This is a genomic window from Rhizobium sp. R86522 (assembly GCF_042466255.1).
Taxonomy (GTDB): domain Bacteria; phylum Pseudomonadota; class Alphaproteobacteria; order Rhizobiales; family Rhizobiaceae; genus Allorhizobium.
Genome location: NZ_JAXHBX010000001.1, coordinates 3964024 through 3990320, shown reverse-complemented (window position 1 = coordinate 3990320; position 26297 = coordinate 3964024). Strand labels below are relative to the sequence as shown.

Annotated in this window: 19 protein-coding genes; 6 read left to right on the top strand and 13 right to left on the bottom strand. The window is 61.0% G+C overall.

Annotation, left to right across the window (positions count from 1 at the left end; all coding sequences use genetic code 11):
• Positions 1–2: 2 nt before the first annotated feature.
• From SJY08_RS19275 to chvE, 8 genes are all read right to left on the bottom strand, one after another.
• A complete protein-coding gene (locus SJY08_RS19275) occupies positions 3–935 on the bottom strand; it encodes a 2-dehydro-3-deoxygalactonokinase (RefSeq protein ID WP_377277657.1) in 933 nt (310 codons plus the stop codon).
• 9 nt (positions 936–944) lie between these two features.
• Positions 945–2459, bottom strand: coding sequence for an aldehyde dehydrogenase (NADP(+)) (locus SJY08_RS19270; RefSeq protein ID WP_377277655.1), 1515 nt, complete (start codon positions 2457–2459; stop codon positions 945–947).
• Positions 2460–2480: 21 nt separating this feature from the next.
• The gene (locus SJY08_RS19265) at positions 2481–3410 is read right to left on the bottom strand and encodes a Gfo/Idh/MocA family protein (RefSeq protein ID WP_069042756.1); all 930 of its coding nucleotides are present in this window, start codon (positions 3408–3410) and stop codon (positions 2481–2483) included.
• Positions 3411–3421: 11 nt separating this feature from the next.
• Entirely contained in the window at positions 3422–5167 is a 1746-nt protein-coding gene (gene araD, locus SJY08_RS19260) for an L-arabinonate dehydratase (protein ID WP_054150047.1), read from the bottom strand.
• Between the two features lie 49 nt (positions 5168–5216).
• Positions 5217–6182: an AraD1 family protein gene (araD1, locus tag SJY08_RS19255; RefSeq protein ID WP_377277652.1), complete on the bottom strand. Its 966-nt coding sequence runs from the start codon at positions 6180–6182 to the stop codon at positions 5217–5219.
• 10 nt (positions 6183–6192) lie between these two features.
• Positions 6193–7404 carry a multiple monosaccharide ABC transporter permease gene (mmsB, locus tag SJY08_RS19250; protein WP_054150045.1) on the bottom strand — a complete coding sequence of 404 codons (1212 nt, stop codon included), beginning with the start codon at positions 7402–7404 and terminating at the stop codon, positions 6193–6195.
• Complete coding sequence (gene mmsA / locus SJY08_RS19245; protein ID WP_054150044.1) at positions 7404–8939, bottom strand: multiple monosaccharide ABC transporter ATP-binding protein; 1536 nt, start codon at positions 8937–8939, stop codon at positions 7404–7406. Before mmsA ends, mmsB begins: the two co-directional genes overlap by 1 nt.
• Before the next feature lie 121 nt (positions 8940–9060).
• Positions 9061–10131: a multiple monosaccharide ABC transporter substrate-binding protein gene (chvE, locus tag SJY08_RS19240; RefSeq protein WP_054150043.1), complete on the bottom strand. Its 1071-nt coding sequence runs from the start codon at positions 10129–10131 to the stop codon at positions 9061–9063.
• 153 nt (positions 10132–10284) lie between these two features.
• Here chvE and SJY08_RS19235 point away from each other — a divergent pair, with 153 nt between their 5' ends.
• Positions 10285–11241: a LysR family transcriptional regulator gene (locus SJY08_RS19235; protein ID WP_377277649.1), complete on the top strand. Its 957-nt coding sequence runs from the start codon at positions 10285–10287 to the stop codon at positions 11239–11241.
• A 94-nt stretch (positions 11242–11335) separates the two neighbouring features.
• Entirely contained in the window at positions 11336–11734 is a 399-nt protein-coding gene (locus tag SJY08_RS19230) for a DUF2794 domain-containing protein (protein WP_377277647.1), read from the top strand.
• 3 nt (positions 11735–11737) lie between these two features.
• Here SJY08_RS19230 and SJY08_RS19225 read toward each other — a convergent pair whose 3' ends face one another.
• On the bottom strand, positions 11738–12289 hold the full coding sequence (locus SJY08_RS19225; protein WP_377277645.1) for a GNAT family N-acetyltransferase: 552 nt from the start codon (positions 12287–12289) through the stop codon (positions 11738–11740).
• A 411-nt stretch (positions 12290–12700) separates the two neighbouring features.
• Between SJY08_RS19225 and SJY08_RS19220 the strand changes: the two genes are divergently transcribed.
• Both SJY08_RS19220 and SJY08_RS19215 read left to right on the top strand, forming a co-directional pair.
• Positions 12701–13732, top strand: coding sequence for an aspartate-semialdehyde dehydrogenase (locus SJY08_RS19220; protein WP_054150039.1), 1032 nt, complete (start codon positions 12701–12703; stop codon positions 13730–13732).
• A 177-nt stretch (positions 13733–13909) separates the two neighbouring features.
• Positions 13910–14731, top strand: a complete 822-nt coding sequence (locus SJY08_RS19215; RefSeq protein WP_054150038.1) for a lytic transglycosylase domain-containing protein — start codon at positions 13910–13912, stop codon at positions 14729–14731.
• A gap of 72 nt (positions 14732–14803) precedes the next feature.
• Here SJY08_RS19215 and SJY08_RS19210 read toward each other — a convergent pair whose 3' ends face one another.
• Both SJY08_RS19210 and pdxY read right to left on the bottom strand, forming a co-directional pair.
• A complete protein-coding gene (locus tag SJY08_RS19210; protein WP_069042752.1) occupies positions 14804–15457 on the bottom strand; it encodes a carbonic anhydrase in 654 nt (217 codons plus the stop codon).
• 65 nt (positions 15458–15522) lie between these two features.
• Positions 15523–16407, bottom strand: coding sequence for a pyridoxal kinase PdxY (pdxY, locus tag SJY08_RS19205; protein ID WP_377277642.1), 885 nt, complete (start codon positions 16405–16407; stop codon positions 15523–15525).
• Between the two features lie 187 nt (positions 16408–16594).
• Between pdxY and SJY08_RS19200 the strand changes: the two genes are divergently transcribed.
• Together SJY08_RS19200 and SJY08_RS19195 are read left to right on the top strand one after the other, a co-directional pair.
• The gene (locus SJY08_RS19200; protein ID WP_377277640.1) at positions 16595–21382 is read left to right on the top strand and encodes an NAD-glutamate dehydrogenase; all 4788 of its coding nucleotides are present in this window, start codon (positions 16595–16597) and stop codon (positions 21380–21382) included.
• Positions 21383–21482: 100 nt separating this feature from the next.
• On the top strand, positions 21483–22814 hold the full coding sequence (locus SJY08_RS19195; RefSeq protein ID WP_377278674.1) for an MFS transporter: 1332 nt from the start codon (positions 21483–21485) through the stop codon (positions 22812–22814).
• A gap of 57 nt (positions 22815–22871) precedes the next feature.
• On the opposite strand, the gene purH is transcribed toward SJY08_RS19195, so the two are convergent.
• Complete coding sequence (gene purH / locus SJY08_RS19190) at positions 22872–24488, bottom strand: bifunctional phosphoribosylaminoimidazolecarboxamide formyltransferase/IMP cyclohydrolase (RefSeq protein ID WP_153763297.1); 1617 nt, start codon at positions 24486–24488, stop codon at positions 22872–22874.
• Positions 24489–24588: 100 nt separating this feature from the next.
• The gene (locus tag SJY08_RS19185; protein ID WP_377277637.1) at positions 24589–26265 is read right to left on the bottom strand and encodes a heparinase II/III family protein; all 1677 of its coding nucleotides are present in this window, start codon (positions 26263–26265) and stop codon (positions 24589–24591) included.
• Positions 26266–26297 lie beyond the last annotated feature (32 nt).

The following is a 26297-nucleotide window of genomic DNA, read 5'->3' as shown; positions in this document are numbered from 1 at the left end:
GTTCAGTCCTTGAATTCATGATCGAAAAGCGAAAGCGCCGAGGCGAGCAGGCCACGGCGTACCAGCAGGCCGCCATCAAGCAGTACAGGCTCACCGCCGGCCTTGGTGATGGCGCGCGCATAAAGACGAGTTAACTTGCCCGTACCGATCAGATAGGCCTTTCCGTGGCGCAGAAGGTCATCGCGGATGGCAGCGATCTCGGCACCGATGAGAAGGCCAGAAAGACGAGCTGCCGGATTGACCTTTGCGCCTTGGCCAGCAAGCAGGCTTTCGGCACGGATCGAAAACAGCACGGAGGTCAGCGCAAACCCTGGCTGCAGCGCCTGATCAACAGCAGCGTCGAAAATGTCGGGATCGGCTTCCGCATCACCGTCTTCCGGAACGGAAAGCCGCAGGATCGATTGCCGGCTAATCAGATTGAACAGCTCACCGGTCATGACGGTCGAGAAGCGTTTCACCTGACCGTTCTCGACCAAGGCCCATTTGGAATGGGTTCCAGGCAGGCAGAAGAGGGCATTGTCGAGGCCCTGCTCCAGGGCACCGGCCAACTGCGTTTCCTCGCCGCGCATGACGTCAAAGGCACCGCCCTCGCGCTGGCAGACGCCAGGCAGGATATAGACCGGGCGATTGACGCCCTCCGGCTGGACCGCATGCTGGAACAGGCCGACCAGGGGTGCTGGCGTTTCCACATAGGGCGCTTCCCGCCAGCCGGTGCGGGCACCGGCCATGCCGGCGACCACCACCGGGAGATCCGATGGCGCGCCGAGTGCGGAAAGATGCCCTTCCAGCACGGTAGGATAGGCAGCCTTATCCAGGCTGCCCATTCCCTCGGGTGACTGCCTTTCACCAAGGACCGCGCCCTGGCTGTCAACGAGCCAGATACGCAGGTTGCTGGTGCCCCAATCGACGAGCGCGGCAAAGGCTGATGCAGTCACGGGATGTCCTCAGGCGAGATCGGTCGGCAGAAGCGCCGCCGGGATGTCCTGGTAGCAGACCGGCCGCAGGAAGCGACGGATCGACAGCGTACCGACCGAGGTCGCGCCAAAGTTCGTGGAAGCCGGGTAGGGGCCGCCGTGGACCATCGAGTTGGCCACTTCGACACCAGTCGGGAAGCCGTTGGCGAGCACGCGGCCAGCCTTGCGCTCCAGGATCGGCATCAACCGCTTGCCAAGCGCTTCGTCACCGGCGTCAACATGCAGAGATGCCGTCAACTGGCCGGAAAGGCTGCGGGCCATGGCAACCATTTCGTCTTCGCTTTCCGCGATGACGATCAGACCGAGCGGTCCGAAGACTTCCTCGCCGAGGACGTGATTGTCGAGCCAGTCCTTTGCGGTGGTCTGGAACAGGTAAGGGGTGGCATTGCGCAGGTCGCAGGTCGAGGTGAGTACTGAGCGCACGCCCTCGGTGCCAGCGATGCGAGTGGCACCGTCACGATAGGCCTTGGCGATTCCGTCGGTCAGCATGGTCTGCGGTCCGACACCCGAAAGGGCCTCGGTTGCCGTCTCGACGAACTTGTCGGCGTCGGCGCCCTTGAGCAGCACAACGATGCCCGGATTGGTGCAGAACTGGCCGGCACCCATGGTCAGCGAACCGACCCAGCCCTTGGCGATGGCTTCGCCACGGGTGGCAACAGCCTTCGGCAACATGAACATCGGGTTGACCGAGCCGAGCTCGCCGAAGAACGGGATCGGTTCAGGGCGCTGGGCGCAGAGATCGAAGAGTGCGCGACCACCACCGAGCGAACCGGTGAAACCGACCGCCTTGATCAGCGGATGCTGGACCAGTGCCTGACCGACATCGCGGCTGCCGCCATGCACGAGCGAGAAAACGCCCGGATGCACGCCACAACGCTTGATGGCAGCATCGATTGCAGACGCCACGATTTCACCCGTGCCCGGATGGGCATCATGCGCCTTGACCACGACGGGGCAGCCGGCAGCGAGGGCTGCAGCCGTATCACCACCAGCCGTCGAGAAGGCAAGCGGAAAGTTTGAGGCACCGAAGACGGCAACCGGGCCGATCGGGCGCTGGACCATTCTGAGGTCCGCACGCGGAAGCGGCTTGCGGTCGGGCAGGGCTTCATCGTGACGGCGGTCGAGATAATCACCCTTGCGGATATGGGCGGCAAACAGGCGAAGCTGGCCGGTGGTACGGCCGCGCTCACCGATCAGGCGGGCTTCCGGCAGGCCGGTTTCCTGGGAGCCAATCTCGGTGATCGCGTCGCCGCGTGCATCAATCTCCTCAGCGATGGCATCGAGGAAGGCGGCCCGTTCTTCGCGCGTCGAATAGGCATAGGTTTCGAAGGCCTCTTCGGCGGCCTTGACCGCCTGATCGACCAGGGCAGGCGTGCCCTTCGAAAACGTGTGGGAGGAGCCCGTGGCAGGCGACGAGGTGAAAGTATCCGTGCTGGCAACCCAGTTGCCGGCGATCAGGTGTTTTCCAGTCGGTGTATAGGCCATGGGATGGGCCTCCTTTTGATGTCAGTCTTCGAAGTGAGCGACGACTTTTCGTTCCCCGCAAAGGAACGAATCCGCCACGATGCGCAGCGGCTGATAGTCGGTGTCGCTCTGGCGGGAGCGGATGAGGTGGGCGAAGCGTTCGTAGATTCCAGCATATTCGCGGTCCGGGCCGGACGCCTGTTCCTTACCCCCGATATAGAGTTCCGAGCCGCCCTTTGAAAGACGCAACTCGCCGGCATTCGTCTGGACTGTGATGTCCCACGTCTGCGGGCCTTCCTGTCGCCAGTCGAATTCGGCCGTAACCGGCGCGCCTTCGACGGTCCGCATGGCGATGGAAGCGGCGATCGGCTGCTTCTTGTTTTCAGGGAATTCAAGAACCGACTTCTCGACCATGATATGCCCGGGGACGATCTCGGTCAGAATGGAAAGCGCGTTGATACCGGGATCGAAGACGCCGAAGCCGCCCGGTTCCCAGATCCAGGCCTGGCCGGGATGCCAGCGACGCACGTCTTCCTTCCAGACGATCGAGATCGACTGGATGACCTTGTCTGCGAGCCACTGCTTCGCAGGCTCAACACCGAGCGCAAAGCGCGAATGCCAGGTGGCAAACAAGGTGACGCCAGCCTTGGCGGCAAGCTCCGAAAGGGCCTCCGCTTCGCCGAGTGTGGTTGCAGGCGGCTTTTCCATCAGCACATGGCGACCGGCAGCAATCGCAGCCTTTGCCATGTCGAAGCGGACTTCAGGCGGCGTGCAGAGCGATACGACCTTGATATCCGGGCGCGCTGCGAGAAACTCATCGAAATCGGTGAAGTTTTCCGCACCGTCGACTTTGCCATGCCGGCTGACGCCGACGGCAACGACAAAGTCGTCACCGCCTGCGATCGACGGAATATGTTGGTCGCGGGCAATCTTGCCGATGCCGACCAGCGCCAGCGGGATACGTTCTGCCATCTTGATATCCCTCAGTGTGCGTCCTTGCCGACCGGCGAACCGCGGCAACCCTTCAGGAAGTCGAAGTCTGCTCCGGTATCGGCACCCTCGACGTGATCGTGGAAGAGCTTGGCATAACCACTGGCCGGCGGCTCGACCGGCGGGCGCCATTCGGCCAGACGCCGCTGCATTTCCTCGTCCGAGATGTCGAGATGCACCCGACGGGCTTCGACATCGACTTCGATGAAGTCACCGTTCTTGACGATCGCGAGCGGACCACCACGCGCCGCTTCCGGCGAGGTGTGCAACAGGACAGTGCCGTAGGCGGTACCGGACATGCGCGCATCGGAGATGCGGACCATGTCGGTGATCCCCTTGCGCAGGACTTTCGGCGGCAGGCCCATGTTGCCGACCTCGGCCATGCCCGGATAACCACGCGGACCACAGTATTTGAGGACCATGACGCAGGTTTCGTCGATATCGAGCGCCTCGTCGTTGATTTTCGCCTTGTAGTCATCGATGTCTTCGAAGACCACGGCACGGCCGCGATGCTTCATCAGATGCTGAGAGGCAGCCGACGGCTTCAGCACGCAGCCCTTGGGTGCGAGATTTCCACGCAGGACGACGATACCGCCCTGCTGGGTCAGCGCCTTGTCGACCGGCAGGATGACGTCCTCGTTCCAGTTGCGGACATCCTTGACCTCGTCCCAGATGTTTTCGCCAGAGACAGTCAGTGCGTCCTTGTGAAGCTTGCCGGCTTCACCGAGCATCTTGATGACGACAGGCAGGCCACCGGCATAGAAGAACTCTTCCATCAGATATTTGCCCGACGGCATGAGGTTCACGATCATCGGTACGTCACGGCCCAGGCGATCCCAGTCGTCGAGGGTGAGATCGATGCCGACACGGCCCGCCATGGCGAGCATGTGGATGACGGCATTGGTCGATCCACCGATCGCGCCATTGACGCGGATCGCGTTTTCGAAGGCTTCCTTGGTCATGATGTCGGAAGGCTTCAGATCATCCTTGACCATCTGCACGATGCGACGACCCGAAAGCTGCGCCATCACCTTGCGGCGGCTGTCGACGGCCGGGATCGCGGCATTGCCGGACAGAGCCATGCCGAGCGCTTCAACCATGGAGGCCATGGTCGAGGCGGTGCCCATGGTGTTGCAGGTACCACTGGAACGCGACATCGAAGCTTCCGCTTCGACGAATTCTTCCTGGGTCATCTCGCCGGCCTTCACGGCTTCGGAGAACTTCCAGAGGTGGGTGCCGGATCCGACGCGCTCACCACGGAAATAGCCGTTCAGCATCGGACCGCCAGTCACGACGATCGACGGAAGGTCGGTGGAAGCGGCAGCCATCACCAGCGACGGCGTGGTCTTGTCACAGCCGACTAGCAGGACCGCACCATCGATCGGCTGCGCGCGCATGGCTTCCTCGACGGCGAGCGCCGCAAGGTTGCGATACATCATGGCCGTCGGGCGGAAGGTATTTTCCGACGCCGAGAAAACCGGGATCTCGACCGGGAAGCCGCCGGCTTCCCAAACGCCGGCCTTCACCTTTTCGGCCAATTCGCGCAGATGGCCATTGCAGGGGGTGAGGTCGGACCAGGTGTTCAGAATACCGATGACGGGACGACCGTCGAACAGGTCGTGCGGGTGACCCTGGTTCTTCATCCAGCCACGGTGGTAGATGGTGTCACGCGACGTGCCGCCATACCAGTGCTGCGATCTCAGTTGGCGCGGCCAGGCCGCCGGTTTGAACTTGCTCATGGCTATCGTCCTGTCTCTGTTGAATGGGCGGGTCGGAGGGCCGATCCGCTCAGAGCATCTTCACCTTGACGGTCTCTGCAGCAGCCTTTGCCAGGCGATTGCGCAGCGGAAGACCGAATTGCGGCGACTCGATTTCAAACACGTCACCTTCCTGCGTGACGAACCCGTCAGCGACCGAAAGCGTGGCCGTGCCGTACATGTGGATGTGAAGGTCGCCGGGCTGGCAGAAGAGCGCATACTTGAAATGGTGGTATTCAAGGTTCGCGATCGTGTGCGACATGTTTGCCTCACCCGAGAGGAACGGCTTCTCCCATACGGTCTGGCCACCGCGCACGATGCGCGAGGTACCTTCGACGTGGTCAGGTAGGGCGCCGACGCGCAGTTCCGGACCAAAGGAGGCCGGACGCAGCTTGGAGTGGGCGAGGAAGAGATAGTTGATCTTCTCGGTCACGTGGTCGGAAAATTCGTTAGCGACGGAGAAGCCCAGGCGATGCGCGGTGCCATCGTCGCCGATGATGTAATAACCGGCCATCTCGGGTTCTTCACCACCATCGAGAGCGAACGATGGCGACACGAGGTCGTCGCCGGGTGCGACAGCGTTGAAACCGTTGCCCTTGTAGAACCACTCGGGCTGTACGCCGGTTTCGCCGGGCTTCGGCTTGCCGCCTTCCAGACCCATGCGGAACATCTTCATCGAGTCGCTCATGCCGGCGGTGTCCGCATGCATGTTGTCTCGCGCAGATGCCGAACCCGTATGGGTGAGACCCGTACCGGTCAGGTACATGTGGGCCGGATCCGGATGACGGACCGGGCAATCGAGCTTGCCTTCGGCCGCAAGCGCGACGAGGTCGACGGTGTCGCCTTGGCCCTGCTTTTCGATCAGGGCGGCCACGGAGGTCCCGGCGGCTATCGCCGCCTTGGCCAGTTCGTATGTGGAGTTAAATCCAGGGACAAGGCGCGCAGCCTCACCCTGGCGGCAAATGATGCCGCCAGCCTTCAATTGCGAGAGAAACATAAGCCTATCCTCAGACTGCTTTGTTCTTGTTGTAAACGTCGAAGAAGACAGCAGCCAAAAGCACGAGGCCCTTGATGAGCTGCTGGTAGTCAATGCCGATACCCATGATCGACATGCCGTTGTTCATGACACCCATGATCAGGGCGCCGATGACAGCACCGGTAATCTTGCCCACGCCGCCGGATGCAGAAGCACCGCCGATGAAGCAGGCCGCGATGACGTCGAGTTCGAAGCCGACACCGGCTTTCGGCGTCGCCGAATTGAGGCGCGCCGCAATGATCATGCCGGCGAGCGCTGCGAGAACGCCCATGTTGACGAAGGTCAGGAACACCAGGCGTTCGGTATTGATGCCGGAGAGCTTTGCGGCCTTCTCGTTGCCGCCCAGCGCATAGATGCGACGGCCAATGGTCGTGCGGGTGGTGACGAAGGAATAGAGGGCAATCAGAATGCCCATGACGACGAGCACGTTCGGCAGACCGCGATAGGTCGCCAGCTGATAGCCGAGGAAGATCGCGACAACGCTGATGATGCCCATCTGCACGGCGAAGAAGACGAAGGGTTCGTTTTCCGTGCCATGCTCTTCGTTCAGGCGACGGTGCTTCATGCCGTTAAAGATGGCGAGAGCAACGAGCAGCACGACCACGATGATCGCGACATGGTTGGCGATACCCGTCGTCGCAACATCCGTCAGCGGCATGAAATCCGGGATGAAGCCGGTCGACAGCAGCGTAAATTCCTTCGGGAACGGACCGATCGGGCGTCCCTGCAGGACCACATAGGTCAGACCGCGGAACACCAGCATGCCGGCGAGCGTCACGATGAAGGACGGGATCTTCTGATAGGCGACCCAGTAGCCCTGGGCGGCACCCATGATGCCGCCGAGCATCAGACACAGCGGAACGACGAGGGAGAAATGCCAGCCCCATTTGACCAGCATGATCGCCGATATGCCGCCGATGAAGGCGACAATCGAGCCGACCGACAGATCGATATGCCCCGCCACGATGATCAGCAACATGCCGAGCGCCATGATGACGATGAACGAGTTCTGCAGCACCAGGTTGGTGATGTTGACCGGGCGGAAGAGAACGCCGTCGGTCAGGAACTGGAACAGCAACATGATGACGACGAGTGCAAGCAGCAGTCCGTATTCGCGGATGTTGTTGCGCAGATAGTCGCCCACGGAGACCTTGGGGGTTTCGGTTCTTGTGTCGATGGCCATTAGTGTTTCTCCCCAGAGCGCATGATGGCACGCATGATGGACTCTTGGCTTGCTTCTTCCTTGGACAGTTCCGCGACGATGCGACCTTCGTTCATGACGTAGATGCGGTCGCAGGTGCCGAGCAGTTCCGGCATTTCCGATGAGATCATCAGAATGCCCTTACCTTCGGCGGCAAGCTGGTTGATGATGGTGTAGATTTCGAATTTTGCGCCAACGTCGATGCCGCGGGTCGGCTCGTCGAGGATCAGGATCTCGGGGTTGGTGAACAACCACTTCGACAGCACGACCTTCTGCTGGTTGCCGCCGGACAAGTTGACGGCTTCCTGATAGATCGAATGTGAGCGGATCCGAAGCTTCTGACGATAGTCGGCCGCCACCTTGGCTTCCTTGCGATCGTCGATGACGGTGCCGCTGGAAACGCCGTCGAGATTGGCGAGCGTGGTGTTTTCCTTGATGTTGTTCTGAAGGACCAGACCGAGATGCTTGCGGTCTTCGGTCACGTAGGCAAGTCCGGCATCGATCGCCTTCGGGATCGTCGAGACGTCGACCGGCTTGCCATGCATCCAGACGTCACCGGTGATCTTGTGACCCCAGGACTTGCCGAAGATGCTCATCGCCGTCTCGGTGCGGCCGGCGCCCATGAGCCCGGCGATACCGACGACCTCACCCGCCCGAACGTTGAAGGCAATATCGTGCAGGAACTGACGATCACGGTGGTTCTGGTGGAAGACGTTCCAGTTCTTCACTTCGAGAAGCATGTCGCCGATTTTCGGATCGCGCTTCGGATAACGGTCTTCCATGTCACGGCCGACCATCCCCTTGATGATCCGGTCTTCGGTGATTTCCTGCGTGTGACAGTCGAGCGTTTCGACAGTGCCACCGTCACGAATGATGGTGATCTTGTCGGCGACCTTGCGGATCTCGTTGAGCTTGTGGGAGATGATGATCGAGGTCATCCCCTGCTTGCGGAATTCCATCAGAAGCGTCAGCAGCGCGTCCGAATCCGTTTCATTGAGAGAAGCGGTCGGCTCGTCGAGGATGAGCAACCGGACCTTCTTCGACAGCGCCTTGGCGATTTCGACCAGCTGCTGCTTGCCGACACCGATGTCGGTTATGCGGGTGGAAGGAGAATCCTTCAGGCCAACCTTCGCCAGCAACTCTTTCGTCCGCGCGAAGGTCTGGGGCCAGTGGATCACGCCCTTGTCGGCGATCTCGTTGCCGAGAAAGATGTTTTCGGCGATCGACAGGAGCGGCACGAGTGCCAGTTCCTGGTGAATGATGATGATGCCGAGTTCCTCGCTGTCGGAAATACGGCCGAAGCGACGGACTTCGCCGTCGTAATAGATATCGCCGTCATAGGTGCCCGCAGGATAGACGCCGCTCAGGACCTTCATCAGCGTGGACTTGCCGGCGCCATTTTCGCCGACCAGCGCGTGGATCTCCCCCTCGCGCACCTTGAAGCTGACATTGTCCAGCGCTTTCACGCCGGGGAATGTCTTTGTGATGCCGCGCATCTCGAGAATGATGTTGTCCATGTACAGAATTCCTGCACCAAGCCAGCGATCCTATCTGGATCGAGCCGGAGGCGCGAGCTCCCTCAATGCGTATAGAAAAGGGGTCCGCGACGGATCGCGGACCCGGATGCGATCCGAAGGATCAGTTGTCGATCTGATCGGCGGTGTAGTAACCGGCGCCGACGAGAACGTCCTTGGCATTCGACTTGTCGAGAGCGACAGGCTTCAGCAGGTAGGACGGAACGACCTTAACACCATTGTTGTAGGTCTCGTTGTCGTTGATCTCGGGCTCCTTGCCTTCCATGATGGCTTCGACCATCGAGACGGCAACCTTGGCGAGTTCGCGGGTGTCCTTGAAGACGGTCGAGTACTGCTCGTCGGCAAGCATCGACTTGATCGAGGGCAGCTCGGCGTCCTGACCGGTGACAACCGGCATCGCCATGTCGCCCGAACCGTAGCCTACGCCCTTGAGAGCAGACAGGATGCCGATCGAGAGGCCGTCATAAGGAGACAGAGCGCCATGCAGCTTGTCTTCGGTGTAGGTCGAGGACAGCAGGTTTTCCATACGAGCCTGGGCAACGGTGCCGTCCCAACGCAGCGTACCGACCTGGTCCATGCCCTGCTGGCCGGACTTGATCACGATGTCGCCGCTGTCGATGAGCGGCTGCAGAACCGACATGGCGCCGTCGTAGAAGAAGAAGGCGTTGTTGTCGTCAGGCGAACCGCCGAAGAGTTCGACGTTCCACGGCTTGGTGTCCGGGAACTTGGCCTTGAGGCCATCAACGAGGCTGGTTGCCTGGAGAACGCCGACCTGGAAGTTGTCGAAGGTGGCGTAGTAGTCGACATTGCCCGAGTCACGGATCAGGCGGTCATAAGCGATGACCTTGACGCCGGCATCGGCGGCCTTCTGCAGGATGTCGGAGAGCGTGGTGCCGTCGATGGCGCCGATCACGAGAACCTTGGCACCCTTGGTGACCATGTTTTCGATCTGGGCCAGCTGGTTCGGAATGTCGTCGTCAGCGAACTGCAGGTCCGGCGTGTAGCCAGCGTCCTGGAACAGCTTTTCCATGGTCTCGCCATCGGAGATCCAGCGGGTCGACGTCTTCGTCGGCATCGAAATGCCGACCATGCCCTTGTCCTGTGCGAAGGACGCGGGCGCGAATGATGCGATGCCGATTGCGAGCGACGCAATCAGGGCGCCAAGTTTCTTCATGGTAACCTCCCTGGTCATACCGTGCGAGGCCAAGCTCCTCCTGGCACTCGCTGAAACAAGAACGAGCGGCTGACGCGGCAGCCCCCAGCTCCGTGGCGAGTCTTATCGTGGCCAATATACCGATCAAATGATTATTTTGACTTTCTGCATACCATGGTTGATATGTCCTTTATGGCCGAAATTCATGTCCACCGATTGCAACCAAAGCATCTGAACCTCATCCGCTCGATCGCGGAGCTCGGGCAATTAAGCTTGGCCGCTCAGGAGCTTGCGCTGACGCAGCCTGCGGCTTCCCGCATGTTGGGCGAAATCGAACGCTATGTCGGGTCACCGATCTTCGTCCGCACGCCCAAAGGCATGGAGCCGACAGCTGTCGGCAGTGCGCTTGCTCGCCGTGCACAGAACGTACTGGAGGAAATGCGCGAAGCCGCCCGCGAGGTGGAAGCCATCCAGCGCGGGCTGACAGGCAAGGTCAGGATCGGCGCCGTCACCGGCGGAGCGGTCGGTTACGTTGTGCCCGCCATCCGCGCGTTGAAGGCTGAAGCCTCCACCGTCGACATACATGTCGACGTTGCACCGAGCGGCGAGATGATCCGCGATCTTCTGTCAGGCCAGTACGACTTCGTTCTCGGGCGCATCCCGGCCGGCATCGACGCGCGACAGTTCCATGTCGACGGCGCGACCATGGAAGAGGTGGAGATCGTCGTGCACCGCATTCATCCGCTGGTCAACGTGGACCGGCTCAACATCTCGGACATGGCCCATTTCCCCTGGGTCATGCAGGCGCCCGGCACCCCCCTGCGCCAGGCGGTGGAGAATGTCTTCATCGAAGAAGGCGCCCCCATTCCGCGCAACATTGTCAACACCACATCTCTTCTGGTCATGATCGCGATGCTCGCCTCGTCCAACGCGATCGCTCCCATGTCGCGTGAAGTCGCCGATCTTCTCTGTCGACAGACGCCCGTCGGCGACCTGACCACGCTGAAACTCGATACGCCAATCGAAGTGACGCCCTATCATCTGATCACCCTGAGCGGCAAACGTCTGTCGCCGATCGCCGCACGGCTGCGTGAGCTGCTGCTCAGTCGATTCCTGAGCAGGGGACGGTGAGACCATGGTCGCGGGACCCCGATAAGCTTGCAATTTCGGGCATGTCAGGCACACTGTCACCCAGCCGTCATGAATCGCAGCTCATGGAGCATTGATGACAGAGCAGCCGGAAGGGCAGCGCCGTGAAGACGAGGGAGCCGAGAAAAGCGCCACCGGCGTAGTCGATCTCGGCATATACAGGCAATCCTTCGACCCTCTTCCCGTCACGTTCCATCGCCGCGAACTGGACGCGATCCTCTGGATCTATGGCCGCATGGTCGGGGAGGGTGAATGGCGCGACTATGCGATCGATCACCTCAAGGATCGAGCCGTCTTTTCCGTCTTCAAAAGGTCAGGCGAATATCCGCTCTACCGCATCGAAAAGAATCCGAAGCTTGCGGCCAAGCAGGGCGCATTTTCGGTTATCGCAACGGATGGCCGGATCCTGAAGCGCGGCCACGACCTTCGCCAGGTCCTCAAGATTTTTGACAAGGCGTTGAAAGCCCTCGACTGACGATCAAGGCATCGTGCCGGGATAGCTGGACAGATCGGGCATGGTCGAATTCCCCTCGCCCAGCACCTTCTGCATGAAGACCGTATCGAGCCACAGGCCATGCTTGAAGCCGGTTCCGACCAGGCGTCCGGCGGGTTCGAAGCCACAACTGCGATGCACCGCCATGGACGCCTCGCTCGCACCGCCGATGACCGCGATCATCTGGCGAAAACCCAGCGCCTCGCACCGTATCAGCAGTTCTCTCAGCAGAGCCTTCCCGACACCGCGACCGCGAGCCGAAGGGGCGATATAGATGGAATCTTCGACGAGCCATCGATAGGCCGGACGGGTTCTGAAGGCCGATGCATAGGCATAGCCTGCAAGCAATCCCTTTTCATCGACCGCCGCGAGATAGGGATAGCCCTTGGCCTTGAGGGCGGCAAATCTCCCCGACATCTCTTCGAGATCGGGCGAAACGAGCTCATAGCTTGCGGTTCCGTTGACCACGGCGTCTGCGTAGATTGCAGTCACCTGCGGAAGGTCGTCAGGGATCAGGTCGCGAATTTCGAGATTCATGCAACTACTCCGGTCAACCTGCTTGTTTATCCACGTGCTGACAGGCGAGACAAGCGCCGGAGTGTAACGGTGACACTGCGATCGATCCCAACACCTTCGCTTTTCGCCGAAGCGGCGGGTGTGTCGGCTTGACTCGCGCTGAAAACCTTGTAATCCCTCGCCGCGAAGAGGAATTCGGTCCATGCACGCTTTCGGGCAACCCTTTGCGGTCTTCCACCCCCTGCAGCAGTCTGCTGCCGGTGGCGCATGCCTTTCTCTTGCATCCACGACCAAGGCCAAAACGACGACGAAAACCGTCTGACGTCTTCGGCCACCGCTCTCTCCCCGGCACGGCCGGGGACAAGGAAGGTTGCGCACCCGTCGCGAGCTTCCCCCTCACCACCCGAGGAGAGACAGAAAGAGAGCATAGACATGGGTTTCAAGATTGCAGTCGTAGGCGCAACCGGCAATGTCGGGCGCGAAATGCTGAACATCCTCTCCGAGCGCGGCTTTCCGGCATCGGAAGTCGTGGCACTTGCCTCGGCGCGCTCGCAGGGCACGGAAGTCTCCTTCGGTGACAAGGTCCTGAAGGTTTCCAACCTCGACAATTACGATTTCTCCGACACGGACATTTGCCTGATGTCGGCCGGTGGCACCATCTCCCAGAAGTGGTCGCCGAAGATCGGCGCGCAGGGCTGCGTCGTCATCGACAACTCCTCGGCCTGGCGTTACGATTCGGACGTTCCGCTGATCGTTCCGGAAGTCAATCCGGACGCCATCGTCGATTTCAAGAAGCGCAACATCATCGCCAATCCGAACTGCTCGACCGCCCAGCTCGTCGTAGCTCTGAAGCCGCTGCATGATGTCGCCAAGATCAAGCGCGTCGTCGTCTCGACCTACCAGTCGGTTTCCGGCGCCGGCAAGGAAGGCATGGACGAACTGTTCACGCAGACCCGCGCCGTGTTCGTCGCCGATCCGGTCGAGTCGAAGAAGTTCACCAAGCGCATCGCCTTCAACGTCATCCCGCATATCGATAGCTTCATGGAAGACGGCTACACGAAGGAAGAGTGGAAGGTTCTGGCCGAGACGAAGAAGATGCTCGATCCGAAGATCAAGGTGACCTGCACTGCCGTGCGCGTTCCGGTCTTCATTGGTCATTCGGAATCCGTCAACATCGAGTTCGAGAACGAGATCACAGCCGATCAGGCCCGCGACATCCTGCGCGAGGCTCCGGGCTGCCTTGTCATCGACAAGCATGAAAACGGCGGCTACATCACGCCCGTCGAATGCGCCGGAGAAGATGCCACATTTATTTCCCGTATCCGCGAGGATGCGACGGTTGAGAACGGTCTCAACATGTGGGTCGTCTCCGACAACCTGCGCAAGGGTGCAGCCCTCAACGCCATCCAGATTGCCGAGCTGCTCGTCAATCGCGGCTTGATCAAGCCCCGCGCAGCCGCTTGATCTATTACTGCAGAGGCTTCCCGATTGAACACGGGAAGCCTCGAACGGCGCTTTCAGCTGAAAGTGATCCGATTTGAGACCTTCACGGCCCTACATTAGCTTTGGACGGATGACAAAGTCATCTTTCACTGGCATGGTGCGGCCGAATCGCCCTCCACAGTCCGTTATGAGGCATCAATGCGACTGACATCCACTTTGTCGGCGGCTCTCGTTTCCGTCGTCGCGCTGTTCGCCGGCACGCAACACGCCGCCGCCGCTGCTTGCAGCAACACTTCCGCTGGCTTTGAAGATTGGAGCGCCGCTTTCAAGCAGCAGGCTGCTGCCCAGGGCTTCAGCCCGCGCATGCTCGATAAGGTTTTCTCCGCGGTCAACTATAGCCGCAGCACCATCAGTGCAGACCGCGGTCAGAAGAGCTTCAAGCTCTCCTTCGATCAGTTCATGCAGAAGCGCGGCGGACAGACTATCATCAACCGCGGCAAGACGATGAAGAAGAACAACGCGGCTCTCTTTGCACGGCTTGAGAAGCGTTATGGCGTCCCGGCAGGTCCGCTGATCGCCATCTGGGGCATGGAGACCGGATTCGGCTCCTTCCTCGGCAAGGAGCACACCCTCTCGGCCGTCGCCACGCTCGCCTTCGATTGCCGCCGCAGCGCATTCTTCACCGACCAGTTCTACGCAGCGCTGGAACTCGTTCAGGCCGGCAACCTCGATGTGAACGCCAAGGGCGCAGCCCACGGCGAAATCGGCCAGACACAGTTTCTGCCGCGCAACGTCATTCGCTTCGGTGTCGACGGTGACGGCGATGGCCATATCGACATGGTCCGTTCGCGCGCCGACGCTCTCGCATCGACCGCAAACTTTTTGCGCGGCCATGGCTGGCAGCCAGGCGCCGGCTATCAGCAGGGTGAGCCGAACTACGCCGCCATCCAGGGTTGGAATGCCGCAAGCGTCTACCAGCAGGCAATTGCCTATATCGGCGCGCGGATCGACGCCGAATAATCGACAAGCAAACGGCGGCCACGGGCCGCCGTTTCGCATTTCAGGTAAAGGTGAAAGTCGATAACAGGCTGATCAATTGCCGGTCTCGGCACCGAGCCGTTCGAAGTCCCTGGTCTTCGGGTCCATGACCCACAATTCCCCATTGCTGATGTCGAACCAGGCACCGTGGATGCGCAGCTTGCCGCGCTCCTCAAGGATCTTCACGCAAGGGAAAGTCCGCAGATTGGCAATCGAATTTCGGATGGAGATGCGCTCGAGGGCCGTCTGGCGCTCGGCTGGCGTCATGGTGGAGTTGCCCTGGATCTGCTCGGCAGCGGGCGCGACGAGGTTCATCCACTTGCCGATGAAATCTCCCGGCGAGAGTGGCTCGGCGTTCGGATCAAGGGCTGCACGAATACCGCCGCATCGCCCGTGGCCCATGACGATGATGTCCTGCACACGCAAGGCCTGGACGGCGAATTCGAGGGCAGCCGAGGTTGAGTGGTACTGCCCGTCCGGCTCGTAGGGCGGCACCATATTGGCAACATTGCGGACAACGAAGAGCTCGCCCGGAATGGAATCGAAGATCACCTCGGGCGCAGCCCGGGAATCGCAGCACGCAATCACCAGCGTATTGGGCTTTTGCCCCTGCTCGGCAAGGACGCGATAGCGGTCACGCTGATCGTGATACCGGCCGCTCATGAAGTTGCGATAGCCGTTGAGAAGTGCGGAGGGAAATTGGCTCATCGCTACCGATTACAGCGCGTGAACGGCACTGGCAACCAAGTGCCGCCAGAGAATTGCCTGGGAAATCAGGAGCCGCTACCGGGCCTCCGCACGGCGGGATGCAAGAGGCGGCGCATCTGTACCATGGCCATGGGGGTCGAAAGGCTGGAGGCGTCACTCTCCAGAGTCAGCTCGTCACCGCCGCGCTTGGCTGTTTGCATCAGAATTTCGAAGACACTGGACGTCGCCAGTTGCAGCGCTTTTTCTTCGTCCATGCCTTCGAGAAGACGCGCCAGAAAGACGGCGGCCAGGAGATCGCCCAGGCCGTTTGGCGGATTGTCGATGAGCCGGTGCTCGGCGAGCAGGGCCGAGCGACCGCTGAGCAGGAGGTTTCCTGTTCCCTTGGCCATCATTGGCACCGCGGAGGTGACCAGCATGCGTTTCGGTCCGAGATCGCCCGCCGCTTCTATGATCGCCTGGTTGCTTGGCAGCTCGCGTCCTGCCATCCACTGCAGTTCATAGCGATTGGGTGTCGCAAGATCGGCAAGCGGAATGAGCCGCTCTCGGATGGCCGTTGCGGTTTCGACCGGCACGTAAAGTCCTCCGAGATCGCCAATCACGGGATCGCACACATAGATCAGATCCGGATTCTTTTCTTTTGCAGCTTCGACGAGACGAGCCACGGCTGCCGGCTGGCGGGCGCTGCCGAAGTATCCGGATAATATCGCGGAAACCTCTCCGAGCCAGGGCGCCCTGATCAGGTCATCGATCACGCTGTCGAAGTCGTCATCGGGAAATCGCAGACGCGTCGCCGGACCATGTCCCGGATGCCAGGGAAGCACGATTGTCGGAAGTGCCCAGACTGGCCGACCCAGGACTTCCAGGGCGAACACGGCGGCTCTGTTGCCCACGGATCCTCGGACCACATGGCTCGAAATGACGATAACTGCACCCTTGCTGAATTCGCGCATTTTATGTGATTCGCTTTCTAAGCCAGCAATCGAACTGGAAAGACACCATCTGGTACAAAAATTTCCTGAATATTACGAATTTGACCGCATATTTTCGCCTGATTTTTTCCTATTCCTGTTCCATACATACTTTTGCAAGCCATTTGCGTGAAGATGAAGCGCAAAGGCGCGATTTACGGAGGGGTACATGGGCAGGACCGGGTTCAGCAAGCGGGATGAGTTGCTGGAAAATGCGGAGCAGATGGCGCGAGAACAGGGCGGAGCCCATGTATCGCCCAAAGTCATATTCGGAAGGGCAAGCAACGACGACCTGGATCGCTACGAAGCGTCCATGCTGGCACGATCGGCCTCGAGAGCCGCAAGTGACATTGCGGGTTGGGATCGCACGACACCCCATATCAGCATCGATACCATCGAGGGCGTGAGCCCGAACGGCATTCCGGTCAGCGTTCTCTCCATCGTCGACCATAACAAGTCCTTCCTCTACGATTCGCTGATGGGCGAGGTGACCAGCCACTATCGCGACATCTATATGGCGGTCCATCCTATCCTAGCCGTGACACCGCGCGGTGACATCTCGCTCTCCAACCCGGATTCGGATCCGGAAGGTGCGATCAAGGTCAGCTATATTCAACTTCATCTGGCGCCGCTCTCAGCGGAGCAGTCCGCCGATTTGATAGGGCGGCTCCAGAACGTGCTGGCGCAGGTCAAGATGGCGGCGACCGACTGGAAGCCCATGCTGAATCTGCTGGAAACAGCGCTTTCCGAGCTTCGGGACCTGTCTGCCGGACGGACCGAAGCCGAGCGCGACGAGGCGGTTGCCTTCATCGAGTGGCTCCGTAACAACAATTTCACCTTCCTCGGCATGCGGGAATACACCTATTCGGGCGATGGAGCCGAAGCGACCGTTGAGCGCGACAAGGGCAGCGGCCTCGGCATTCTCTCGGACCCTGATGTTCGCGTGCTTCGCCAGGGGCAGAACCAGGTGACGACGACCCCCGAGATCCTCGCCTTCCTGCAAGGTCCCGACTACCTCATCGTCACCAAGGCGAATGTCAAATCCGTCGTCCACCGCCGCGCCTACATGGACTATGTCGGCATCAAGCGCTTCGGACCGAACGGCAAGGTCGCAGGCGAGCTCCGCATCGTCGGCCTGTTTACAGCCACCGCCTATACGCGCTCGGTCAATCAGATCCCGCTCTTGCGCGCCAAGGTCGAGAAGGTCGTGTCCCATTTCGACTTCGACCCTCGTAGCCATTCCGGCCGCATGCTGCAGAACACGCTGGAAAACTATCCCCGCGACGACCTCTTCCAGATCACACCCGACCTGCTGGCAAAGTTCTGCGAACAGATCAACGATCTCTCCGAACGCCCGCGGGTGCGCGTCTTGCCGCGCATCGACCATTTCGATCGTTTCGTCTCCCTGATCGTTTACGTCCCCCGCGAAGACTACAACTCCATGGTCCGCGAGAAGATCGGCCTTTATTTCCAGTCCGTCTACAAGGGGCATGTTTCAGCCTTCTATCCGGCCTTCCCCGAAGGCGGCGTGGCCCGCGTGCACATCATCATCGGCCGACGCGAAGGGACGACTCCTCAGATCCCTCAAGCAACGCTTGAAGAGGCGGTTCGCCAGATCACTGCTCGCTGGGCGGATCGGTTCGCGGCCCTTGCCGGCAAAGGCGCGCCGACGCTTGAAGTGGGGCAGGCATTCGAGGAAGCCTTTACCCCCGAAGAGGCGGTCAGCGATCTCAAGCACATCAAGGCCTGCATCGCAGGAGCCCCGCTGTCGCTCGAATTCCACCAGGTGACGGACGAGCGCGGCCCGCTTCTCTATCTCAAGATCTTCCACATGGGTGATCATCTGCCCCTGTCGCGTCGTGTCCCTCTGCTTGAAAACCTCGGTTTCCGGGTGATCAGCGAGCGCACCTTCGACATCGGCATCGGTCGCTCCGACGACGACCAGAGTGTTGTCGTTCTCCACGACATGGAACTGCAGGTTCCAGACGGGATAAACTTCGACATCAAACAGCATGCGACACAGGTTGAAGAGGCCTTTCTTGCGGCCTTTACGGGTGCAGTCGATAACGACGCATTCAACCGCCTGATCCTGGCGGCAAGCGTCACTGCCCGCGAAGCATCGGTACTGAGGGCCTATGCCGCCTATCTCCGGCAGGCCGGCGCGGTCTATCCCCTGACCTACATGGCGGAAACGCTGACCAAACACCCGGCCATCGCAGCCGACCTGGTGACCCTCTTCAAGAACCGCTTCGATGTCTCGCTGGCTGAGAAAAGCCGCAAGACCCGCCACGCAGAACTGCTTGACGCGCTGGAAAGCAAGCTGAACGACGTCAAGATCCTTGATGAAGACCGCATCGTGCGTCGCTACATCAATGCGATCGAGGCGACACTCAGAACCAACTTCTACCAGAAGGGCTATCAACAGAGCGATCGCCCGATGCTTGCCTTCAAGTTCGATCCGCACAAGCTGGAAGGCCTACCCGAACCGCGTCCGTTCCGCGAAATCTTCATCTACGGCGTCGAGGTCGAAGGCGTCCATCTGCGCTTCGGCAAGGTCGCCAGAGGCGGTCTGCGCTGGTCGGATCGCGCGCAGGACTACCGCACGGAAGTGCTTGGCCTCGTCAAGGCGCAGCAAGTCAAGAATGCCGTGATCGTGCCGGTCGGTGCGAAGGGCGGCTTCTTCCCCAAACAGCTCCCCCCTGCGACCAACCGCGAAGCCTGGTTCGCAGCCGGCACGGAAGCCTACAAGACCTACATCCGCACCCTCCTGTCGATCACCGACAACATCGTTGCCGGTGAGATCGTTCCGCCAGCGGAGACCCTCCGGCCGGATGGCGATGATCCCTATTTCGTCGTGGCCGCCGACAAGGGCACGGCGACCTTCTCCGACACGGCGAACGGCCTCGCTCAGGAAGCCGGCTTCTGGCTCGACGATGCCTTCGCCTCTGGCGGTTCTGCTGGATACGACCACAAGAAGATGGGCATTACCGCCCGCGGCGCCTGGGAAACGGTCAAGCGTCACTTCCGTGAAATCGATACCGACATCCAGAAGACGCCGTTCACCGTGGCTGGCGTCGGCGACATGTCGGGCGACGTCTTCGGCAACGGCATGCTGCTGTCGGAACAGATCAGGCTGATCGCGGCCTTCGACCATCGCGACATCTTCATCGATCCCAATCCCGATCCGGCCATCTCGTTTGCCGAACGCAAGCGGATGTTCAACCTGCCGCGATCCAGTTGGCAGGACTATGACCGCTCGACCCTGTCGGCCGGGGCGATGATCATCTCTCGTGCAGAGAAATCCGTGAAACTCACCCCGGAGGCGGCCGAGGCAATCGGCCTTGCAACGACCACCGCCACGCCGATGGACATCATGACGGCAATCTTGAAGGCGCCGGTCGATCTCCTCTGGTTCGGCGGCATCGGCACCTACATCAAGGCGGCGGCGGAGACCGACGCCGAGGTCGGTGATCGCGCCAATGATGCGATCCGTGTGAGCGCCGCGGATGTCCGCGCCAAGGTCATCGGCGAAGGTGCCAACCTGGGTGTGACCCAGAAGGGCCGTATCGCCTACGCCTTGAATGGTGGCCGCTGCAATTCCGATGCGATCGACAACTCGGCCGGGGTGAATTCCTCGGACGTCGAGGTCAACATCAAGATCGCCCTGAGCCCGGCCATGCTGGAGGGGCGTCTGCCACGGGAGAAGCGCAATGTGCTGCTCGCCGAGATGACGGACGAAGTTGCAGATCTCGTGTTGCGCAACAACTATCTCCAGTCGCTGTCGATCTCACTTACTGAAGCCAAGGGTGCCGGCAACCGCGAAGAGCTGAGCCGGCTCATGGATTATCTCGAGGGCATGGGACGCCTTAACCGCAAGGTCGAGACACTTCCGGATTCCGCAGGCGTCGCAGAGCGCTACGTCTCGGGCAAGGCGCTGACCCGACCGGAAATCGGCGTGCTTCTCTCCTATGCGAAGATCGTGCTCTTCGATCAGTTGATCGAGTCGGATCTTCCGGACGACAGTTACTGCGAGGCGACGCTGTTCAATTACTTCCCGGCCGCCATGCGCGATACCTTTGCGACCGACATCGCTGCACATCGCCTCCGCCGTGAAATCATCGCGACGGTTCTTGCCAACCACGCCATCAACCGAGGCGGCCCCGGTTTTGTCGTTTCGGTCTGCGACGCGACGGGGAGCTCTCCTGACACCGTCGTCAAGGCCGCACTGGTCACCCGCGAGGCGCTCGGTCTGACGCCGCTCTGGGACAAGATCGACGCCCTGGACGCCCGCATCCCGGGGCAGACGCAGAACAGGCTCTACGCGATCATCTCGGAGATCTATGCGGCCATGACCCGGTTGCTGATCGATACCGGCTTCGTCAAGGGATCGATCGGCGATGCCGTGACGCAGTTGAAGGCTGCGGTGGCTTCGGCGTCACCCGTGTTCAAGAAGACGGTTCCGGCCGCCCTTCGACAGCATTTCGACGACCAGATTGCCGCCCTCATCGAAGCCGGCGCACCGCAAGCCCTGGCGGCTGAGGTCGTCAATCTGCAGACCATGCAGCTGCTGCCCGAGATCCTGCAGATTGCCGAGCGAACCGGCGCCGATTTCGCTGGAGCCATGCGCGGCTTCTTCGCTGTCTCCGAGGCCTTCCGTATCGGCCGCATCATCGAGAATGCCGGACGGATCCAGACGACGGACCACTATGACAGTCTGGCCCTGACGCGCAGCCTCGACCGGATCGGTCAGGCACGCAGACAGATCGTCTGTGTGGCGCTGACGAGCCACGGCCAGGATCCACAACCGGTTCAGGCATGGATCGCGACGGACAAGAACCGTGTCGAGCGGATCGGCAAGGAACTGGCATCGATCGTCGACAGCGGCGAACCGAGCATTTCCAAGCTCGCGGTCGCTGCCGGACTTCTGGGTGATCTTGCACAGGACCACGTGAGGTGACACTGTCCCGGGGCTTTAGAGCCTCTGGGGGATGCCTGTGACGACAAGTGAAGACGTGAAGACCAGCCACGGCCCCATCGACAGGGGTGTCCGTGGCTGGATGTTTTTTGACTGGGCAGCGCAGCCCTTCTTCACCGTAGTCACGACCTTCATCTTCGGTCCGTATTTCGTCTCGCGGATGACCGATGATCCGGTAAGCGCACAGACCGCCTGGAGCAATGCCGCGACGATTTCCGGCGTCATCATTGCCATCCTTGCACCCATTCTCGGTTCAATCGCCGACGAGTCCGGGTCCAGGAAGCCCTGGATCGCCTTCTTCGCGCTGATCAAGATCGCCTGCCTCGCCCTTCTCTGGACAGCCGCTCCGGGATCGCCCGTCGCTCTCGTGATGCTGTTGATGATCCTCGCCAGTATCGCAGCGGAGTTTTCCATCGTCTTCAATGATTCCATGATGCCGCGCCTCGTCAGCCAGCAGGATGTCGGGCGCGTGTCCAACATTGCCTGGGGCATGGGCTACATGGGCGGCATGATCGTGCTGATCTTCGTGGTGCTCTTCCTTGCCGGCAACCCGACGACCGGAAAGACGCTGATCGGGTTCGATCCGCTGTTCGGGCTGGACCCGGCAGCCGGCGAGGATGCTCGCATCACCGGCCCGATTTCCGCGGTCTGGTATCTGATCTTCATCTTGCCGATGTTCTTCTTCACCCCGGATGCAGCGAAGGGCAAAGCTTTCGGAGCGGCCGTCCGGTCGGGTCTTCGCGAGATCCGCTCGACACTTGGCGAATTACGCCACCGCAGCAATATCCTGCGTTTCCTCATCGCCCGTATGATCTATCAGGACGGCGTCAACGGACTTCTCGTGCTGGGCGGTGTCTTCGCTGCAGCCATGTTCGGCTGGTCGACGATGGAAATCGGCATCTACGGGATCATCCTCAACATCGTCGCGATCTTCGGCTGCCTCGTGGCCGGTCGCGTGGATAGGGCACTCGGCTCCAAAGTGGTGGTCCTGGTGAGCTTAGGATTGCTGATCATTGCCACCTTCGGGATCATCTCGACCGGCGTCGACTTCACCCTCTTCGGGCTGGTGAGCCTGCCGATCACAGGCACCGACGGACTGTTCGCCACCCCCGCCGAAAAGGCCTACGTCCTCTACGGCCTGTTGATTGGCATGTCCTTCGGCCCTGTCCAGGCCTCGTCGCGCTCCTATCTCGCCCGCAGCGTCGAACTGCACGAAGCCGGCCGTTATTTCGGTATCTACTCCTTGTCAGGTCGCGCGACGAGCTTCCTCGCGACGCTCTCCTTTTCGGTGGTAACGGCCTGGTCGGGCTCGCCACGCGCCGGCATGGCCACACTGCTGGTTTTTCTGATTGGCGGCCTCGTCCTTCTCTTGAGGACGAATTACCCGGCAACGGACAAGGGGACGAGCCTATAAAAAAAGGCCGGTGGATCGCCCCACCGGCCATTTGTTTTCATCAGCGATCGGGCTTCCTCAATGGCGGAAGTGACGGACGCCGGTAAAGACCATCGCCACGCCGTGCTCGTCGGCGGCTGCAATCACTTCTTCGTCGCGCATCGAACCACCGGGCTGGATGACAGCCGTGGCACCTGCTGCGATCGCTGCCAGAAGACCGTCAGCGAAGGGATAGAATGCCTCGGATGCAACGGCCGACCCCTTGGTCAGCGGTGCCGCAAGGCCGAGAGCCTTGGCAGCGTCTTCGGCCTTCAGCGCTGCAATGCGGGCGGAATCGACGCGGCTCATCTGGCCGGCGCCGATGCCGGCGGTCTGGCCGTCCTTGGCGTAGATGACGGCATTCGACTTCACGTGCTTGGCGATCTTGAAGGCGAACTTCATGTCCTCGAGCTCGGTGGCGGTCGGCGCGCGCTTGGTCACCACCTTGAGGTCGAGATCCTCGACCATGACATTGTCGCGGCTCTGGACAAGCAGACCACCGGAGACCGTCTTGGCCATGACGCCGCGGGCGCGCGGATCGGGCAGGGCGCCCGTGGTCAGCAAGCGCAGGTTCGGCTTGGCGGCGATGATCGCCTTGGCCTCGTCGGTGACTTCAGGCGCAATAATGACTTCGGTGAAGAGCTTGACGATTTCCTGCGCGGTCTCGGCATCGAGGAGCTGGTTGAGCGCGATGATGCCGCCGAACGCCGAGGTGCTGTCGCAGGCGAGCGCTCGCTTGTAGGCCTCGACCAGGCTTGAACCTGTCGCGACGCCGCAAGGATTGGCATGCTTGATGATCGCGCAGGCCGGGCCGTTTTCCGGCGGGAATTCGGCGACGAGTTCGAACGCCGCATCCGTATCGTTGATGTTGTTGTATGAAAGCTGCTTGCCCTGCAGCAGCGTCGCGGTCGCAACACCGGGACGGTGGTCGCCGGTGACATAGAAGCCCGCGCTCTGATGCGGGTTCTCGCCGTAGCGCATCTTTTCCTTCAAGACGCCGCCAACGGTCCGGTAGGCAGGCATCTCGATCTCGAGCGCTTCTGCAAACCAGTTGGAGATCGCAGTGTCATAGGCAGCGGTGCGGGCATAAGCTTTGGCCGCAAGCCGTTGGCGCAGCGCATAGGTCGTCTGGCCGTCATTTTCGGAGAGCGCGGCAATCACCTCGGCATAGTCGGCAGCATCGGTGACGACCGTGACATAGGCGTGGTTCTTCGCCGAAGCGCGGATCATGGCCGGTCCACCAATGTCGATGTTTTCAACGGTGGTCGGATAGTCGCCACCGGCCGCGCGAACCTGCTCGAAGGGATAGAGGTTGATCACCGAGAGATCGATGGCTTCGATGCCATGCGCCTTCATCGCCTCGACATGCTCTGCATCATCCCGGATCGACAGCAGACCACCATGGACCAGCGGATGCAGCGTCTTGACGCGGCCATCCATGATCTCGGGGAAGCCCGTGATCTCGGAGACGTCGATGACCGGCAAGCCGGCCGCAGCAAGAGCCTTGTGGGTGCCGCCAGTCGACAGAAGACGTACGCCGCGCTGGTGCAGCGCCTGCGCGAATTCGACGATACCGGTCTTGTCGGACACCGAGAGAAGTGCGGTACGCACGCGCACGAGGTCAGGGGCGGGGATCTTTTTGGAAACGACGGCCATGGTTCACTCCGAGCTGGCGGGCGCCCGGAAATGCGGCAGCGGGCGCGATGCCGCCGCCTAGCACAGCTTCACCTGTGAGGAAACCGCAAGATCCCCGCCATCAGGCGTGATGCGCGAGAAACCAGCGTATTTCCGGCCCCTCGAAGACGATCTCCAGCTGCTGCGACGGACGGATGCCCGAAACATCGGCGAAGAAGACATCTTCACCAATGGCGATTTCGCCGACCGGGATGGAGAAGGACCAGCTCTCGCCATCAGGAGCCACCAGCCTGATCTTCCGATCGTCGGAACGCTCGACGGTGATTGTCGGATGAACATGGAAACGCGCAATGACCTCTGCACCCGGCAGATTGGGAGTCGGCAGGCCGTCCGGCAACAGCAGGCGGTCCCGCCCGGCGATCTTGGTGCCCTGCTCGTTGATCCGGATCTCTCGCTCATGCAGGACACCGAAACGCTTCACATAGCCGTCGTGCCGTGCCGACAGCCGGTCACTGCCATCGGGACCGGTCTGTCGTTCGACCTCGATTTTGGAGGGGCCCGACAGCATGATCGTGCCGAGGCGGGACGACTGCGCGATCCGCGCCGAGGAAACGTCACCAATGCACACGGTGCTATGGGCAGCCGTAGCACGCGCCAATTGACGGAGCCGCTCCCCTGCAAAGCGCGGTGAGCCGCTATTGATGAGGAAACGGTTCCGTCCGGAGGACAATTCGAACGAGAGACAACCGGCGTGGGCCGTGCTCGAAAGCCGTGCCGAGAGGGGTTTGCCTGTGTCGACCAGGATCGTCGTGTCACCACCGGAAAGCCGCTGATAGCCCCCATGCGGCAAGGCCTTGAAGGGCTGCCCAGCCGTCTCGTCATATCTGAGAACACTCATGAGATCGGTGGCCAGCGAGGAACTTGCACCGTTGAACAGAGCCAAATCGCCGCTGCTGTGGCGGAAGAAACGCACGGCCGGGTACATGCGGTCGATGACCGGAATAAGCTTGGCGGGAACCTCATGACCGAGATTGATATAGCTTTGGCGCAGAGGCAGAAGGTCGAAAAGCAGATCGACAGAGGCCTGCGGATTGCGCGAGACATGGCTTCCATCCGCCAGAACCTGCCGCTCAAGCTCCCGGTCAAGCAACCGTCCCGCGCGGCGGACTGCCGCCGGACGCGCCTCGGCTGCGATCGACGCCATGGCGATGGCGATGCGCGCCTTGAGGCGCGGGAGACCGTCGGGCATCGAATCAGCACGGCGCTGAAGGTGGCGCACCTGCTGCCCAAGTGAGGACGTGAACCGACGGTAGAAGCCCGCATCGGCTTCGTGCAGCACGATCGGTGAATGCGAAAGCCAGCTGATGATCCGCCGGGACACGACCTCATTGTCCCAGGCGACACCCTTGCTACGGCCGCCATGCAGGCTGATCCACTGGTCCGTGATCCATCGCGCGTTGTCGCAGGCGGCAGCCGTCTTGTCGGCGCGAATATGGCGCAGCCAGCCAAAACCGTGCAGGCGGCGTGCAAACTGGACGGACGGCAGCTCCAGTTCGAAGGGAGATTGACCCTCGGTATCCAGAACACGTCCGGCGAGTGGAAAGCGCCCGTTGACGATCTCATCCGCCACAAACGAGTCGATCGCCCTGAGATCTGTCGGTGCCACGACGACTCGGTTCACGCGGAAAGCCCCGCGCTGCACCGCCGAAGGCATAACGATGGCAGCCGCCTGCCGCATGCGTCGCCAGGTTTCGGCGACGTGCAGCGAGATCAGTCGGACGCGATCATTGATTCGCATAATGGTTCCTGTCACCAGATCATGATGATCCA